This window comes from Agrobacterium sp. YIC 4121 (assembly GCF_002008205.1).
Classification (GTDB): Bacteria; Pseudomonadota; Alphaproteobacteria; order Rhizobiales; family Rhizobiaceae; genus Agrobacterium; species Agrobacterium leguminum.
Genome location: NZ_MRDI01000010.1, coordinates 78,261 through 92,668 on the forward strand (window position 1 = coordinate 78,261; position 14,408 = coordinate 92,668).

Annotated in this window: 18 protein-coding genes; 9 read left to right on the forward strand and 9 right to left on the reverse strand. The window is 60.2% G+C overall.

Annotation, left to right across the window (positions count from 1 at the left end; all coding sequences use genetic code 11):
* Nucleotide 1 precedes the first annotated feature (1 nt).
* The 3 genes from BTE54_RS11425 to BTE54_RS11435 are packed head-to-tail and all read left to right on the forward strand — an operon-like array spanning nucleotide 2 to nucleotide 3,069.
* Entirely contained in the window at nucleotides 2–1,090 is a 1,089-nt protein-coding gene (locus tag BTE54_RS11425) for an ABC transporter ATP-binding protein (RefSeq protein WP_078052593.1), read from the forward strand.
* Between the two features lie 57 nt (nucleotides 1,091–1,147).
* On the forward strand, nucleotides 1,148–1,912 hold the full coding sequence (locus tag BTE54_RS11430; RefSeq protein WP_078052524.1) for a sugar phosphate isomerase/epimerase: 765 nt from the start codon (nucleotides 1,148–1,150) through the stop codon (nucleotides 1,910–1,912).
* Between the two features lie 23 nt (nucleotides 1,913–1,935).
* The gene (locus BTE54_RS11435) at nucleotides 1,936–3,069 is read left to right on the forward strand and encodes a Gfo/Idh/MocA family oxidoreductase (RefSeq protein WP_065656301.1); all 1,134 of its coding nucleotides are present in this window, start codon (nucleotides 1,936–1,938) and stop codon (nucleotides 3,067–3,069) included.
* A gap of 97 nt (nucleotides 3,070–3,166) precedes the next feature.
* On the opposite strand, the gene BTE54_RS25075 is transcribed toward BTE54_RS11435, so the two are convergent.
* The gene (locus BTE54_RS25075) at nucleotides 3,167–3,337 is read right to left on the reverse strand and encodes a hypothetical protein (RefSeq protein WP_198939131.1); all 171 of its coding nucleotides are present in this window, start codon (nucleotides 3,335–3,337) and stop codon (nucleotides 3,167–3,169) included.
* Nucleotides 3,330–3,467, reverse strand: a complete 138-nt coding sequence (locus tag BTE54_RS25080) for a hypothetical protein (protein WP_162934174.1) — start codon at nucleotides 3,465–3,467, stop codon at nucleotides 3,330–3,332. Before BTE54_RS25080 ends, BTE54_RS25075 begins: the two co-directional genes overlap by 8 nt.
* A 224-nt stretch (nucleotides 3,468–3,691) precedes the next feature.
* Between BTE54_RS25080 and queC the strand changes: the two genes are divergently transcribed.
* Genes queC through queE form a run of 3 tightly spaced genes read left to right on the forward strand, consistent with a single transcriptional unit; the run spans nucleotide 3,692 to nucleotide 5,510 of the window.
* Nucleotides 3,692–4,402, forward strand: coding sequence for a 7-cyano-7-deazaguanine synthase QueC (queC, locus tag BTE54_RS11440; protein WP_078052525.1), 711 nt, complete (start codon nucleotides 3,692–3,694; stop codon nucleotides 4,400–4,402).
* Entirely contained in the window at nucleotides 4,402–4,758 is a 357-nt protein-coding gene (queD, locus tag BTE54_RS11445; protein ID WP_003523781.1) for a 6-carboxytetrahydropterin synthase QueD, read from the forward strand. The genes queC and queD overlap by 1 nt, the downstream gene beginning before the upstream one ends.
* Nucleotides 4,755–5,510, forward strand: a complete 756-nt coding sequence (gene queE / locus BTE54_RS11450; protein WP_078052526.1) for a 7-carboxy-7-deazaguanine synthase QueE — start codon at nucleotides 4,755–4,757, stop codon at nucleotides 5,508–5,510. The genes queD and queE overlap by 4 nt, the downstream gene beginning before the upstream one ends.
* Nucleotides 5,511–5,672: 162 nt before the next feature.
* On the opposite strand, the gene BTE54_RS11455 is transcribed toward queE, so the two are convergent.
* The 6 genes from BTE54_RS11455 to BTE54_RS11480 form a co-directional block, all read right to left on the reverse strand.
* Entirely contained in the window at nucleotides 5,673–6,722 is a 1,050-nt protein-coding gene (locus BTE54_RS11455) for a Gfo/Idh/MocA family oxidoreductase (RefSeq protein WP_078052527.1), read from the reverse strand.
* Between the two features lie 6 nt (nucleotides 6,723–6,728).
* Nucleotides 6,729–7,514, reverse strand: coding sequence for a ThuA domain-containing protein (locus BTE54_RS11460; protein ID WP_046801358.1), 786 nt, complete (start codon nucleotides 7,512–7,514; stop codon nucleotides 6,729–6,731).
* A 57-nt stretch (nucleotides 7,515–7,571) separates the two neighbouring features.
* A complete protein-coding gene (locus BTE54_RS11465; RefSeq protein ID WP_078052528.1) occupies nucleotides 7,572–8,600 on the reverse strand; it encodes an ABC transporter ATP-binding protein in 1,029 nt (342 codons plus the stop codon).
* A gap of 10 nt (nucleotides 8,601–8,610) precedes the next feature.
* Nucleotides 8,611–9,444, reverse strand: coding sequence for a carbohydrate ABC transporter permease (locus BTE54_RS11470; protein WP_078052529.1), 834 nt, complete (start codon nucleotides 9,442–9,444; stop codon nucleotides 8,611–8,613).
* A complete protein-coding gene (locus BTE54_RS11475; RefSeq protein ID WP_078052530.1) occupies nucleotides 9,441–10,421 on the reverse strand; it encodes a sugar ABC transporter permease in 981 nt (326 codons plus the stop codon). The genes BTE54_RS11470 and BTE54_RS11475 overlap by 4 nt, the downstream gene beginning before the upstream one ends.
* A 64-nt stretch (nucleotides 10,422–10,485) precedes the next feature.
* Nucleotides 10,486–11,751, reverse strand: coding sequence for an ABC transporter substrate-binding protein (locus tag BTE54_RS11480; protein ID WP_078052531.1), 1,266 nt, complete (start codon nucleotides 11,749–11,751; stop codon nucleotides 10,486–10,488).
* A 269-nt stretch (nucleotides 11,752–12,020) separates the two neighbouring features.
* On the opposite strand from BTE54_RS11480, the gene BTE54_RS11485 reads away from it, so the two are divergent.
* The 3 genes from BTE54_RS11485 (at nucleotide 12,021) to BTE54_RS11495 (ending at nucleotide 13,830) form a co-directional block, all read left to right on the forward strand.
* The gene (locus BTE54_RS11485; protein WP_078052532.1) at nucleotides 12,021–13,034 is read left to right on the forward strand and encodes a substrate-binding domain-containing protein; all 1,014 of its coding nucleotides are present in this window, start codon (nucleotides 12,021–12,023) and stop codon (nucleotides 13,032–13,034) included.
* Between the two features lie 174 nt (nucleotides 13,035–13,208).
* Complete coding sequence (locus BTE54_RS11490) at nucleotides 13,209–13,406, forward strand: hypothetical protein (RefSeq protein ID WP_003523793.1); 198 nt, start codon at nucleotides 13,209–13,211, stop codon at nucleotides 13,404–13,406.
* 229 nt (nucleotides 13,407–13,635) lie between these two features.
* Complete coding sequence (locus tag BTE54_RS11495) at nucleotides 13,636–13,830, forward strand: hypothetical protein (protein WP_078052594.1); 195 nt, start codon at nucleotides 13,636–13,638, stop codon at nucleotides 13,828–13,830.
* On the opposite strand, the gene BTE54_RS11500 is transcribed toward BTE54_RS11495, so the two are convergent.
* Nucleotides 13,808–14,380 carry a DNA-3-methyladenine glycosylase gene (locus BTE54_RS11500; RefSeq protein ID WP_078052533.1) on the reverse strand — a complete coding sequence of 191 codons (573 nt, stop codon included), beginning with the start codon at nucleotides 14,378–14,380 and terminating at the stop codon, nucleotides 13,808–13,810. The two genes, BTE54_RS11495 and BTE54_RS11500, sit on opposite strands and share 23 nt — an antisense overlap.
* Nucleotides 14,381–14,408 lie beyond the last annotated feature (28 nt).

Here is a 14,408-nt window from a genome sequence, read left to right on the forward strand (position 1 = left end):
TATGAACAAAAGCGTTTCCATCCGCGATCTTTCCCTGTCCTTCGGCGCCGTTACCGTGCTGAAAGACCTCAATCTCGATATTTACGACGGCGAATTCCTCGTGCTGCTCGGCTCTTCCGGCTGCGGAAAGTCGACCCTTCTCAATTGCATCGCCGGCCTTCTGGAGCCGACCGACGGACAGATATTCATCAAGGACCGCAACGTCACCTGGGAGGAGCCGAAAGACCGAGGCATTGGCATGGTGTTCCAGTCCTATGCGCTTTATCCGCAGATGACGGTGGAGAAAAACCTGTCCTTCGGTCTGCAGGTCGCCAAGGTGCCGAAAGAGGAGATCGACCGACGTGTGAAAAGAGCGGCCGGAATATTGCAGATCGAGCCGCTGTTGAAGCGCAAGCCCGCCGAGCTTTCCGGCGGCCAGCGCCAGCGTGTGGCCATCGGCCGGGCGCTGGTGCGGGATGTGGATGTGTTCCTGTTCGACGAGCCGCTCTCCAACCTCGACGCCAAGCTGCGCTCGGAACTGCGCGTCGAAATCAAGCGGCTGCACCAGTCGCTGAAGAACACCATGATCTATGTGACGCATGACCAGATCGAGGCGCTGACGCTGGCGGACCGCATCGCCATCATGAAAAGCGGCGTCATCCAGCAGCTGGCCGATCCCGTCACCATCTACAACAAGCCGCGAAACCTCTTCGTCGCCGGTTTCATCGGCTCGCCGTCGATGAATTTCCTCCGCGGCGAGTTGATCGAAAAGGACGGCAAGGTGGTCTTCACCACCAATGGCGTGACTTTCGCGCTGGACGGTTATCAGGCGGAAACGCCGCTCGCAGCCGGCCGTGCCGTGGTTCTGGGCGTTCGCCCCGAACATGTGCGCGTCGACGCCGATATCGTTGGCGGCGAAGTGCATGAGGCGATTGTCGATATCGAGGAACCGATGGGCGCCGACAATCTGATCTGGCTGAAACATGCCGGGCACACCATGTCCGTGCGTGTCGGCGGCCACAGGCGGTTTTCACCCGGCACCAAGGTGCGCCTCGGCCTCGACATGACGATGGCCTCGCTGTTCGACGCGCAAAGCGAGGACCGGCTCTAGAACAGCTTCCATTTACTCCCACACAATCCCAAGACCCAGATCTCTATGGAGGAGACAATGACAGAACTCGGTTTCCAGCTTTACAGCGCCCGTAATTTCCAGCCTTTTTCCAACATTCTGAAGAAGCTTTCGGCGGTGGGTTATAAACATGTCGAAGGTTATGGCGCGATGTACGCTTCGCTGGATGATGCCGGTTTGAAAGGCCTGCGCGCCGAACTCGACGCCAATGGCCTTGCCATGCCGACCGGCCATTTCGGCCTCGACCTTCTTGAGGGCGACCCGAAAAAGGCGCTGAACATCGCGAAAGTTCTGGGTGTGGAGGCGATCTATTGCCCTTATCTGATGCCTGACCAGCGCCCGACAGATGCCGCAGGCTGGTTCGCTTTCGGCAAGCGCCTGCAGGAAGCCGGCAAGCCTTTCGTCGATGCCGGGCTGGTCTTCGGCTGGCATAACCACGATTTCGAGTTCAAGACGCTTGGCGACGGTTCCACCCCACAGGAACAGATTTTTGCCGGTGGCCCGGATTTGAAATGGGAGGCCGATATCGCCTGGATCATTCGCGGCAATGCCGATCCGCTCGCCTGGATCGAAAGCTACGGCAAGCGCATTACTGCGGTACATGTGAAGGATATCGCACCAGCAGGCGAGAATGCGGATGAGGATGGCTGGGCCGATGTCGGCCATGGGACCGTGGACTGGAAGGGCCTTGTCGCGGCGCTGAAGGCGAAATCGGCCACGAAACATTTCGTGGTCGAGCACGACAATCCCAAGGATATCGACCGGCTGATCACCCGCTCGATCGCATCTTTCAAAACCTACTAAGTTTCAATTTCGGAGTTTCCATCATGGCCAGGGATCTTGGCGTCGGCATCATCGGATGCGGCAATATCTCGTCTGCTTACTTTTCGCTGGCACCGCTCTTCAAGGGCATCAAGGTGCTTGCCTGCGCCGATCTCAACCGCAATGCGGCGGAGCTGAGGGCGGAAGAATTCGGTGTTGTCGCGCAGTCCATCGATGAACTGCTCGCCAACAAGGATATCGATGTGGTGGTGAATCTCACCATTCCCGCCGCGCATTTTCCGGTGTCGAAAGCCGCCCTGGAGGCGGGCAAGCACGTCTATTCGGAAAAGCCGCTGGTGCTTTCGCTCGAGGAAGGCGAGGAGCTGCGGCGCATCGCCCGGGAGAAGAACCTCTCCGTCGGCTGCGCGCCGGATACCTTCCTCGGCGGCGCGCATCAGCTTGCCCGACAGTATATCGATGACGGCAAGGTCGGGCGCATCACTTCCGGCACCTGCCATGTGATGAGCCCCGGCATGGAGATGTGGCACCCCAATCCGGGCTTCTTCTTCCTGAAGGGCGGCGGGCCGATCCTCGATCTCGGCCCCTATTACGTCGCCAATCTCATCAACCTCATCGGACCGGTGAAGCGCGTCGGTGCGCTGACCAGCATGGCGAACCCCACCCGTACGGTGACCAGCCAGCCGTTGAACGGCGAAATCATCCCGGTCGAAACACCGACCAATATCCATGCCCTGCTGGAATTCGTGAACGGCGCGACGATCACGCTTTCGGCAAGCTGGGATGTCTGGTCGCATCGCCACGCCAATATGGAGCTCTATGGCACGGAAGGCTCGATCTATGTGCCGGATCCGAACTTCTTCGGCGGCGTGGTGGAAGCGAGCGGACGGGACAAGAATATCCAGCCGCTGGAAGACTGGGCGCATCCCTTCGGCATCGCCAATCAGGAGAGCCCCAATGGCCCGCGTGCCAATTACCGCACGGCGGGCCTTGCCGATATGGCGATTGCGATTTTGGAGGGGCGTGATGCCCGCTGCTCGCTGGATCGCTCCCTGCACGGTATCGATGTGATGACCTCGATCCTCAAATCCGGGGAGGAGGGCCGTTTCATCGAAATGACGACGACCTGCACCCAGCCGGCGGCACTCGGCATCGAGGAGGCGCAGGCGCTGCTGCGCTGAGCGCAAAGCCAACGAAAAAAGGCCCGGCGCACTGCCAGTTCGCCGGGCCTTTTCCGCTCAGCCATTTAATGGCGAGCGTCGCGTGTTCATCAGATTTTCATAGGCCGACAAAAAGACCCAGCCAGCGCGCAACGGTCCTGACCATCCAGATCAGGAACACGAAAGGGGCTATGCCAACAGCCGCGGCGAGCGCCGCCGCGGCGACAACGAGCGCTGTGGTGAGATTGCGCTTGAACCGGTGGCGTTTTGTGTCGAGAGCCTTATCCATGACGTATGGCGGTGATCAGCCCGCGAATGGTGAGCGTGACATAAAGCATGCCCGCCATCGCCATCAGCAGGCCGGTGCCGAGAGAGCTGAGGTTGCTCAGCGAAAACAGAAATGTATCAGCCGCCACCATTGGCAAGACCCTTCAAGAACAGCAGATTTCGCATCGTTCTAGATCGTGCCGGTTTCCCGCATATGTCCCGATTGTTTCATCTTGTTGCTGCCGAGGGGCGTTTTCGTGATGGCGTGGCTTTGCGCGATTTCCGCAAAGCCCTTCACAAGCCCGTCGGTTTGGTTTAAAGCCGCTCCCCGTAATCCGGTCGCAGCCCACCCGGTCAAAACAAGGGATCCCAAATTATGAAAACCATCGTCATCTGCTCCGGCGGACTGGACTCCGTTTCGCTTGCGCATAAAATCGCGGCGGAACACGAACTTCTTGCTCTCGTCTCCTTCGATTATGGCCAGCGCCACAGGAAGGAGCTGGAATACGCGGCCGATTGCGCAAGGCGTCTCGGCGTGCCGCATCATATCATCGATATCAGAACCATCGGCGCCCATCTCACCGGTTCGGCGCTGACCGACGACGTGGAGGTGCCGGACGGGCATTATGCGGAAGAGACCATGCGCTCCACCGTGGTGCCGAACCGCAACGCCATCATGCTCACCATCGCTTTCGGGCTGGCCGCCGCGCAGCAGGCGGATGCCGTGGCGATTGCCGTGCATGGCGGCGATCACTTCATCTACCCCGATTGCCGGCCGGGTTTCATCGACAGTTTCAATGCCATGCAGGCGCATGCGCTGGAAGGTTATGCCGACGTCAAGCTTTTCGCCCCCTATGTCACCGTTTCCAAGGCGGCAATTGTGACCGATGGTGCGAAATACGGCACGCCCTTTGGCGAAACATGGTCCTGTTACAAGGGCGGCCTTACCCATTGCGGCCGCTGCGGCACCTGCGTCGAACGGCGCGAGGCCTTTCATCTGGCCGGTGTCACCGATCCGACCGACTATGAGGACCCCGATTTCTGGGTGGCGGCCACCCATGCCTATGCGGCGCAGGAGGTGCGCTGATGTTCCGCATCACCAAGGAATTTCACTTCTCCGCCTCGCACCAGTTGAAAAGTCTGCCGTCGGATCACCAGTGCAATCGCCTCCACGGGCATAATTACATCGTCGAGATCGAGCTGGCAGGCGAAGCGCTGAACGAGCACGGTTTCGTGCGCGACTATCACGAGCTTGCACCGCTTAAACGCTATATCGATGATCATTTCGACCATCGCCACCTGAACGACGTTCTCGGCCATGACCGGGTGACGGCGGAATATCTGGCGAAGCATTTCTACGACTGGTGCAAGGATCGCCTGCCGGAAACCAGCGCCGTGCGGGTGAGCGAAACCGCCAAGACCTGGGCGGAATACCGGCCATGACGGCGGCTGCACACAAGATTGCAGCCAAGGAAACCATGATCCGCATCAGCGAAATCTTCGGCCCGACCATTCAGGGTGAAGGCCTGCTGATCGGTCTGCCGACCGTTTTCGTGCGCACCGGCGGCTGCGACTATCGTTGTTCCTGGTGCGATACGCTGCATGCCGTTGACAGCGAGTACCGCGATACATGGAAGCCGATGCCGGTCGAGATGATCTGGCAGGAGGTGCGGCGGCTTTCCGGCGGCGTGCCGCTGACGGTCTCGCTTTCAGGCGGCAATCCGGCCATTCAACCGCTCGGGGCCTTGATTACCAGAGGGCAGGACGAGGGGTATCGCTTCGCGCTGGAAACGCAGGGCAGCATCGCGAAAGACTGGTTTGCCGATCTCGACTACCTCGTTCTCAGCCCCAAGCCGCCATCGAGCGGCATGGAAACGGACTGGCAGGCGTTCGAAGACTGTCTTACCGCCGCCGGCGACGGACCGCAGGTGGCGCTGAAGATCGTGGTGTTCGACGATGCGGATTATGCCTATGCCAAGGCGGCATCCGCGCGTTTCCCGCATTTGCCGGTCTATCTCCAGCCCGGCAACCACACCCCGCCGCCGCCGGATGACGACGATGCGCGGGTGGATATCGACGGGGTGATGGACCGGATGTTGTGGCTGGTGGACAAGGTGAGCGAAGACCGCTGGTTTTCCGCCCGGGTGCTGCCGCAGCTGCATGTGCTGTTGTGGGGGAATAAGCGCGGGGTTTGAGGGAGTTATAAGTTCCCTCCGTCATGACGGACCTGATCCGGCATCCAGCCAAGGCGCGTCTGCGCCGTGGCTGGACCCCGGATCAAGTCCTCGCTGACGGAGAGCGAGGAGCGCCCTTTGCAGCAATCCATGCGGCGGTTTGTGCCGCCGCACTTTCGCAAATCAAGCCGAAACGGCCAGCTCGCGCCGTTCCCGATCCGCAATGATCGACAGATCGAGCACCTTCTGCAGATTGGCGGCATGACGGAAATCCGGATCGGCGGGGCCGCCTTCCATGACGGCCCTGGCGAATTTTTCGTAATTCGTCGGCACCGGGTCGACATCGATTGTCTTCCAGATCGCCTTTTCCACATCCTCGCCGATGCAGGCGCGCAGGCTGGAATAATCCGGGGTGTGGATCACTTCCAATGCGCCCTTGTCGCCATGGATGCGCAGACGAAGTTCGTTGAGGTGACCCGTCGCCCAGCGGCTGGCATGGATGACGCCCATGGCACCGTTTTCAAGCTCGGCGGTCATGGTGAAGCTGTCATTGGCGTCGAGGTCGTAGACGCCAATTTTGTTGCCTTCATATTTGTCGAAGGTCTTCAGCCGCGTGAAGATGCGTTCCACATCGCTGCCCGCGCCATAGGAGGCGAAGTCGAGAATGTGGATGCCGACATCACCAAGCACGCCGTTTGAGCCATGCTTGGTGGAAAGCCGCCACAGCCACTTGCTCTCCGTCATCCAGTCGCCCCAGGCCTTGGAAACGAGCCAGCTCTGGAGATAGGAGGCTTCCAGATGCCGCACCTTGCCGATCTTGCCTGCCAGCACCATCTCACGCGCCGCCTGCAAGGGGGCGACGTTGCGATAGGTGAGGTTGACCATGGCAATGAGGCCGGCTTTTTCGGCGGCATCGGCCATTTCGGCGGCCTTGGCGTAGTTTTCCGCCAGCGGCTTTTCGCAGAAGACATGCTTGCCGGCCGCCAGCAGTTTAAGGCTGGTGGGGTGGTGGATCGCGTCCGGCGTGACATTCGCCGCCGCATCGAATTCACCCCAGGCAATGGCGTCATCCAGTGAGGTGAAGGAGAGCGGAATGTTGTGGCGCAGCGCAAAGCCCCGCACCACCACATCGTCCACATCCACTGCCGCGACCAGTTCGACGCCGGGGATTTGCGAGAAATAGGTGGCATGGTTGTTGGCCATGCCGCCGGTTCCGAGAATGAGAAGTCTCATGGCTTTTTACCTGTAACCTGCTTCGCCTGCCTTGTGCAGCTTGGGGCCGCGTTCTTCGATGGGCTCCAGAGCCTTGTCGACGGGAACATTGGGGGCGTCGTGAATGCTTTTCAGTGCGCCAACCGGATTATAGGCCCATTTCACCGAGTTGCTGATGACCTTCTGGACATTGGCGTCGTGATAGGTGGGATAGGTCTCGTGGCCGGGGCGGAAATAGAAGATATTGCCTGCACCACGGCGCCAGGTAAGACCGGACCGGAAGACTTCGCCGCCCTGGAACCAGGAGATGAAGACGGTTTCCAGCGGCTCCGGCACGGAAAACTGCTCGCCATACATTTCCTCGTTTTCCAGCTCGAAATGCTCGGGCAGGCCGGCTGCAATCGGGTGGCGCGGATTGATGGTCCACAGGCGTTCACGCTCGCCCGCCTCACGCCATTTCAGCGCGCAAGGCGTGCCCATCAGGCGCTTGAACGGCTTGGAGAAGTGGCCGGAATGCAGGACGATGAGGCCCATGCCTTCCCAGACGCGCTTGGCGACACGCTCGACGATCTCGTCCTGCACCGCGCCATGGTCCTTGTGGCCCCACCAGACCAGCACGTCGGTCTTGTCGAGGCGCTCCTGCGAAAGCCCGTGTTCCGGCTCCTGCAGCGTGGCGGTCGTGGCGTTGATCTCAGGATTCTGGTTCAGCGCGTCGGCAATGGTATTGTGCATGCCGTTCGGATAGATAGAACGCACCGTCTCATTGATGTGTTCGTGGATATTTTCGCCCCATACAACGGTGTTGATGGTCATTGTCATGCTCCTCGGTGAAAGCCGGGACCTTGGGTGAGCCCGGCGAAAGTTGAATGTTCAGGCGGCACCCCGGGCAGGGTTGCGGGCAAGCGCCCGGCCGTCTGCGTCGAAACGATGTATCTGCGCCGCATCCGGCGCGATGGCGATGCGTTCACCGGCCGTGCGGCCGGTCACGCCCTCTTCACGAACGACGACGGGTTCACCCGCGCCGATCTCGACATAGATATAGCTGTCCGATCCCAGCATTTCCGAATGCACGATCTCGCCGCTCCAGCCGCTGCCATCGGTGGCGATGGTGATGTGTTCGGGGCGGATGCCGATGGTTTTCGCCCCTTCGGCCTCCGCATATTTGCCGGTGAGGAAGTTCATCTTCGGTGAGCCGATGAAGCCGGCGACGAAGGTGTTGACCGGGCTTTCGTAAAGCTCCAGCGGCGTGCCGATCTGCTCGACCCTGCCGTCCCGCAAAACGCAGATACGGTCGGCGAGTGTCATCGCCTCCACCTGGTCGTGGGTGACGTAGATCATCGTCGTGTCATGCATCGAGCGATGCAGCTTGGCGATTTCCAGACGCGTGGCAACGCGCAATGCCGCATCGAGGTTGGAGAGCGGCTCGTCGAACAGGAAGACCTTCGGATCGCGCACGATGGCGCGGCCGATGGCGACACGCTGGCGCTGGCCGCCGGAAAGCTGCTTCGGCAGACGTTCCAGATAGGGTGTGAGCTGCAGCATCTCGGCCGCCGCTTCCACGCGTTTCCTGCGCTGTTCCTTGTCCGCGCCTGACAGTTTCATGCCGAAGGCCATGTTCTCGAACACGGTCATGTGCGGATAAAGCGCATAGGACTGGAAGACCATGGCGACGCCACGCTTGGCGGGCGGCAGGCGGTTCACCGTCTCGCCATCGAAGGAGAGCGTGCCACTGGTAATTTCCTCCAGCCCGCAGATGAGGCGCAGCAGCGTGGACTTGCCGCAGCCGGAAGGGCCGACGAAGACCATGAACTCGCCGGAGCGGATATCCATGTCGATGCCCTTGATGACATCGAACGCGCCGAAGGATTTGCGAAGATCGCGCAGTTGAATGGTGGTCATTTGTTTTCTCCTAGCCTTTGACGCCGCCGGCGGTGAGGCCGGAGATGATGCGTCGCTGGAAGATCAGAACGAGGACGACGAGGGGTGCTGTGACGATGACGGACGCTGCCATGATCGTTCCCCATGGAATTTCGAACTGCGAGCCGCCCGACAAAAGCGCGATGGCGACAGGCACCGTGCGCTGCTCGTTCGATGAGGTGAAGGTGAGCGCGAAGAGGAACTCATTCCACGCCGCGATGAAGGCGAGAAGCCCTGTGGTAACAAGCGCCGGCCACATCAGCGGCATGAAGACCTGGGTGATGATAACCCATGGCGTTGCACCATCGACAATCGCCGCTTCCTCGATCTCGATCGGCAGGTCGCGCATGAAGGTTGTCAGCACCCAGACCGTGAAGGGCAGGGTGAAGATCATGTAGGAAAAGATCAGCGCCAAGGGCGTATTGAAGATTCCAGCCCAGCGGATCAGTTCGAACAGGCCGGCGAGCACGGCGATCTGCGGGAACATCGAAACCGACAGGATGGTGAGCAGCAGCAGCGCGCGGCCACGGAAGCGGACGCGGGCGAGAGCATAGGAGGCCGTTACCGCAAGAAACAGCGATAGCACGACGACCGAAGATGCAACGAACAGCGAATTGCCGAGATTGCGCAGAAACGTGCCGTTGCCGATGACGAAGCTGTAATTGGTCAGCGAGAAGTCACGCGGCCAATAATTGACCTGGAACAGCGCCGAGCCGGATTTCAGGCTCGTCAGGATCGCGTAATAAAACGGGAATACCGAAATCACCATTATGATGGCGACCAGCGCATAAAAAGCGGTGGTTTTCAGGATGCTTGGCAGGGTCATCGCGCGGCTCCATCGGTGTTGACGCGCCCGAGCCACATATAGATGACCGTGATCGAGGCGATGATGAGGAACAGCATGGTGGAGGCGGCGGCGCCATAGGAGAACTTGTCGAAATCGAACAGGTTCTCACGCGCCAGCACCGACATGGTGCGGGTCTGGGCGTTGTTGGGCGTCAGGATATAGATGAGATCGAAGACGCGCATCGCATCCAGCATGCGGAAGATGACGGCGACCATGAGGGCCGGGCGGATCATCGGCAAAGTGACGCGGAAGAACACCTTGATGGGATGAATGCCATCCACCTTTGCCGCCTCATACATGTCCTTTGGCACCATCTGTAGACCGGCGAGGATGAGCAGCGCCATGAAAGGCGTGGTCTTCCAGATATCGACGATTAGCACGGCGATCATCGCGGTTTCGGGATTGGCGGTCCAGGCGATCTTGTTGGAGATCAGTCCGAGATTGAGGAACAGGTCGTTCAATATGCCGAACTGGTCGTTCAGCATCCACGCCCACATCTGCGCCGAAACGATGGTGGGAATGGCCCAGGGCACGAGGATTGCGGCACGCACGAGGCCGCGTCCCTTGAATTCGGCATTCAGCACCAGCGCGACGATGAGGCCGAGCACGGTTTCGAAGCTGACGGAAAGGATGGTGAATTTGAGCGTGTTGAGAACCGCGCCCCACCATGCGGGATCGGCAAGCAGGCCGCGATAGATGGTGCGGCCGCTGCTGAGCGTGATCCAGGTGAGGTAGTTCTTGAGGCCGACGAACTGCGCCCCGTCGAGATTGGTAAGCGAGGCGTCGGTGAGGCTAAACCACACGGTGCGCACCAGCGGCCAGCCCGCCACAAGCGCCAGCACCAGAAATGTGGGGGCAAGAAACAGCCAGGCGGATTTCAGTCTTTCCGACTGCAGGTCAGAGCCGGTGCCGGCGTCGGATGCCGCGACCGGTCTTTGAAGGGCGATGTCGTTCATGGGGATATCTCGCGGTTGGGGCGCGGGAGACGATCAGTCAAGACCGCCTCCCGCGCGGGCCGGATTACCAGCCGTTGCCTTTGAGATCGGTCAGTTCAACCTCGAGAAGTTCGAGATTTTCCGCTGCCGTGCCGTTGCCGGAGAGCGTGTTGTGCACGGCGCCCCAGAACTTGGCGGAAACCTCGTTATATTTCACCTTGGCCGAGGCGGAAGGACGCGGAACGGCGGTCTGGAAGATCGGCTTCCATGTCGGCATGAAGGGCTGCGCGGCAGCGACGTCCTTGTCGTCGTAAAGGGATGCGATAGTCGGCATGTTGGAGAGCTGAATCGCGCGCATCTTCTGGGTGTCTTTTGATGCCAGGAATTTCACGAGCTGAATGGCCGCTTCCTGATCGTCGGAATATTTCGAAACGGCGAGGTTCCAGCCGCCGAGTGTCGAAGCAGGGGCTTCGCCTTCCGCGCCCGCTGGTAGCGGGGTGACGCCGAACTTGCCCTTGATGGCGCTGTCGTCGCCATTACCCAGTGCATAGGCATAGGGCCAGTTGCGCATGAAGACGGAATTGCCGGTCTGCCAGACGCCGCGCGCTTCCTCTTCCTTATAAGCGAGCACGCCCTGCGGCGCGATGGTGCCGACCCAGCCCTTGGCGGTTTCGATGGCGGCTGCGGCCTTCTCATTGTTGACGGAGATATCGCCGTTGGTCTCGACAATATGGCCGCCGCCTGCGGAAGCGATCCATTCCAGGGCGTTGCAGGTCAGGCCTTCATAGGCGCTGCCCTGGAAAACGAAGCCCCAGAGGTCCTTCTGGCCTGCCTCGCGCTCCTTGTCCTGGATTTCCTTGGCGGTCTCGCTCAGTTCCTTCCAGGTCTTCGGCGGCTGCTTGCCATATTTTTCCAGAAGGTCCTTGCGATAGAAAAGCGCCGGCGCGTCGGTGAACATCGGCATGGCGACGAGCTTGCCGTCAACCGTCTGCGAGGCGACGATGGAAGGGAAATGATCGCCGATGACATCCTTCGTCGCTGCGGTCAAATCCACGAACTGGTCGGCCAGCTGCGGCGCCCAGATCACGTCCGTCTGGTAGACGTCGACATCCTTGTTGCCGGCGGCAAGCCACAGCCGGTACTGGCTGAACTGTTCGCTGGACGATGACGGCATGGTGACGAGATTGACCTTGTGACCGGTCTCTTTCTCGAAGGCGGCGATCCGTTCGCGGAAGAACGCGACGTTCTTGCCTGTCGAATTGGCGGCGATGGAAAGCTCGGCCGCCTCAGCCGAAACAGCGGCGGAAAACGCCGCTCCGCACAGGAACAAAGTCTTCATGGAAATATTCATTGTCAAACTCCTCCGTTGACGCTTCCGATTGTCCTCAAAATTGAAAGCGCTTTTGACCGACGCGAGGCTCTCAAAAGCCGAGCAATCTGTCAATACTCTTTCTAATCCCCCGGAAATCGGCCGTTTTCGCCTGCAATTTTTCGGCGTTTGCCTTTGGGAATGATCAACTGTAAGGTTTCAGGTGGAGGAAAATTGAAATCGTTTTCAATTTTTGTCGGCTTGAAAAATCCGCGGCGGCGACGCATGCAGGGGCAAATTGGCAAAAAATTATGAAGCTCAAGGAATTCGCAGAGAAAGTCGGGCTCTCGCCCACCACCGTCAGCCGGGCGCTGGGCGGCTACCCCGAGGTGCGCGAGGAAACGCGCCAGCGGGTGATGGAGGCTGCGCTGAAATATGGCTACCGGCCGAATGCCAATGCTGTCAGGCTGGCGACGGGCAGGGCGGGCGCCATCGGTGTCGTCATGGGCCGTTCGGGCGGCGGGCACTTCTTCTCCGAATTCATGGGCGGCATGGCGACGCGTCTGGAACGGGAGGAGACCGATATTCTCGTCAGCGTTACCGTCGATAATAATCTCGATGAGGAACTGGCGATTTTCAGCCGGCTGGCGGCGAGCGGCCGGGTGGATGGCATCATCGTGCATTCGCCGCGTCCGGAAGATGAACGCATCGCGCTGCTCAACCGGTTGGGCGTGCCCTTCATCGTGCATGGTCGCTCAAAGACGCCGTTCGAACATGCCTGGCTCGATATCGACAATCACGATGTGACCTATCGTCCGACGATCCATTTTCTGGAGCGCGGACACAGGCGCATCGCCCTTATCAATGGTCCGGTCGGCCGCACCTTTGTGCAGGACCGCGAGCAGGGTTTTCGCGAGGCGCTGGCCACGCACGGCATTACGCCGGATCCGCGTTTCATGATGAATGAGCACTTCAGCGAGGAGACGGCCTTTCGTTTCGCCCGCTCGCTGCTGGAACAGACGCCGCGCCCGACGGCCTTTGTGGCGGGTGCGATGATGACGGCGCAGGGTGTCTATCGCGCTGCGACGCAGATGGGGTTGACGATCGGCAGGGATGTCTCCGTCATCGCCCATGACGACGTGTTTCCTTATCTTACGCCGGAAAGCATGATGCCGCCGCTTTCCACCACCCGCTCGCCCATGCGCATGGCGGGCATGCGGGTGACGGACCTGCTTTTGCAGATCATCGGCGGCCGTCCCGTCCGCGAGGTTCAGGAATTGTGGCCGGTCGAGCTCATCTTGCGGGAATCCGTCGGCCCCGCCTGAACTTGTCGCCATAGCTCACTGATTCCACTCCATTTTGTGAACGTCGTTTGATAACGTTCGCCTTTCGTCATCTATACGTCCGCGCCGTCTCATGTATAATCGGAACAGTCACGGGCGTTATGGAACAGGACCCGGGCCGGCGCGTTGAGGGGACGTGTCTAAGGAGGTGGACGGATGTTTGAATTTTTAAAACCGCAACAGCAGACTGTGATCGATGATGTCGAGGCGACCGGCACCTATGCCGATGCGCTGCTCAACGTTCCGAGCCCGGAACTAAACCGTTCGACCGCCCGCGAGCATGGTCACGAGGCTCACTCCCGCGACTATTGCGAAAATCGAGATATTTCCCGCAGCGCCCTCGGTTTCGCCTGAGCCATTTCAAAAACATTCCTAAAAAAACGGAACGGACAGGCCGTGCCCGCGTTTTCCTGGACGACCCGCAGGGCGGCGCAACCGGACCGAAAGGACCTGACCGGCATTTGACCGGTGGGCGAATTGGGTGTTGCGCCGCCTGATTGACGACAGCGCAAAGGCGCTGTCGCACGAGATAAAAACGCAGCTTGTGCCCATCGTGGCCAAGCGTGTTTATCAGGAGGCCGCGATGCCAGCCGTTCCCGTCGAACCCTATCCCGAACCGCCGATGCCCGTGCCGCCGCAGCCGGATATCCCGCCGGTGGAAGAACCGGAACCCGACCGGTTGCCGGACGAGGTGCCGACACCCAATCCCGACGAAAATGACGGGCCGCCGAAGGTGCTCGCGCCTGTCAGGTCTCTCAGTTCTCGAATTTCTTGCTGACGAAAGCCGAGCCCTTTAGGCCGAAGCGCCACGGATATTCCGTCGCGCGGCTGATGCCGATTCGTCTGCCGCTGGTGACGGCTGCGGCTTCTTTCGGCAACCGCAGCAAAAACGGCGCTGCGTTCAGTGGCGCGCCGTCCATCTCCCCCGTAATCGCCAGCGCCTGACAGAGCCTGCCCGGGCCTGAGCAGAGAAGTTTTGGCTTGTCAGTTCCCCGTCGCAGTTTCATCATGTCTATGCCGGTCAGGGGTTCGATGGCGCGCAGAAGCACGGCGGAACCCGGGGCGCAGACAAAGTTGGCGCACCAGTGAATACCATAGGACCGGTAGACATAAAGACGGCCGGCCGGGCCGAACATTGCCCTGTTGCGCGGGGTCTGCCCGTTAAAACTGTGGGATGCCGGGTCGTCCGGATGATAGGCTTCGGTCTCCACGATGATGCCGCCGGTATTGCCGATGCGGAACTCCGCGCCAATGAGGGCGCGGGCCACATCCAGCGCGTCGCGCAGGAAAAAACTCTCCTGGATTTCCGGGCCAAAGGCCTGATTCATCTGGAACCCTTCCGCTCTGCCGTCGTTT

Coding starts and splice junctions, on each gene's coding strand:
- BTE54_RS11485 (WP_078052532.1), top strand. CDS start 12,021: ATGAAGCTCAAGGAATTCGCAGAGAAAGTCGGGCTCTCGCCCACCACC.
- BTE54_RS11460 (WP_046801358.1), bottom strand. CDS start 7,514: ATGACCATCAACACCGTTGTATGGGGCGAAAATATCCACGAACACATC.
- BTE54_RS11455 (WP_078052527.1), bottom strand. CDS start 6,722: ATGAGACTTCTCATTCTCGGAACCGGCGGCATGGCCAACAACCATGCC.
- BTE54_RS25075 (WP_198939131.1), bottom strand. CDS start 3,337: ATGGATAAGGCTCTCGACACAAAACGCCACCGGTTCAAGCGCAATCTC.
- BTE54_RS11495 (WP_078052594.1), top strand. CDS start 13,636: ATGCCAGCCGTTCCCGTCGAACCCTATCCCGAACCGCCGATGCCCGTG.
- BTE54_RS11425 (WP_078052593.1), top strand. CDS start 2: ATGAACAAAAGCGTTTCCATCCGCGATCTTTCCCTGTCCTTCGGCGCC.
- BTE54_RS11490 (WP_003523793.1), top strand. CDS start 13,209: ATGTTTGAATTTTTAAAACCGCAACAGCAGACTGTGATCGATGATGTC.
- BTE54_RS11435 (WP_065656301.1), top strand. CDS start 1,936: ATGGCCAGGGATCTTGGCGTCGGCATCATCGGATGCGGCAATATCTCG.
- BTE54_RS11465 (WP_078052528.1), bottom strand. CDS start 8,600: ATGACCACCATTCAACTGCGCGATCTTCGCAAATCCTTCGGCGCGTTC.
- BTE54_RS11430 (WP_078052524.1), top strand. CDS start 1,148: ATGACAGAACTCGGTTTCCAGCTTTACAGCGCCCGTAATTTCCAGCCT.
- queC (WP_078052525.1), top strand. CDS start 3,692: ATGAAAACCATCGTCATCTGCTCCGGCGGACTGGACTCCGTTTCGCTT.
- BTE54_RS11480 (WP_078052531.1), bottom strand. CDS start 11,751: ATGAATATTTCCATGAAGACTTTGTTCCTGTGCGGAGCGGCGTTTTCC.
- BTE54_RS11500 (WP_078052533.1), bottom strand. CDS start 14,380: ATGAATCAGGCCTTTGGCCCGGAAATCCAGGAGAGTTTTTTCCTGCGC.
- BTE54_RS25080 (WP_162934174.1), bottom strand. CDS start 3,467: ATGGTGGCGGCTGATACATTTCTGTTTTCGCTGAGCAACCTCAGCTCT.
- BTE54_RS11475 (WP_078052530.1), bottom strand. CDS start 10,421: ATGAACGACATCGCCCTTCAAAGACCGGTCGCGGCATCCGACGCCGGC.
- queE (WP_078052526.1), top strand. CDS start 4,755: ATGACGGCGGCTGCACACAAGATTGCAGCCAAGGAAACCATGATCCGC.
- queD (WP_003523781.1), top strand. CDS start 4,402: ATGTTCCGCATCACCAAGGAATTTCACTTCTCCGCCTCGCACCAGTTG.
- BTE54_RS11470 (WP_078052529.1), bottom strand. CDS start 9,444: ATGACCCTGCCAAGCATCCTGAAAACCACCGCTTTTTATGCGCTGGTC.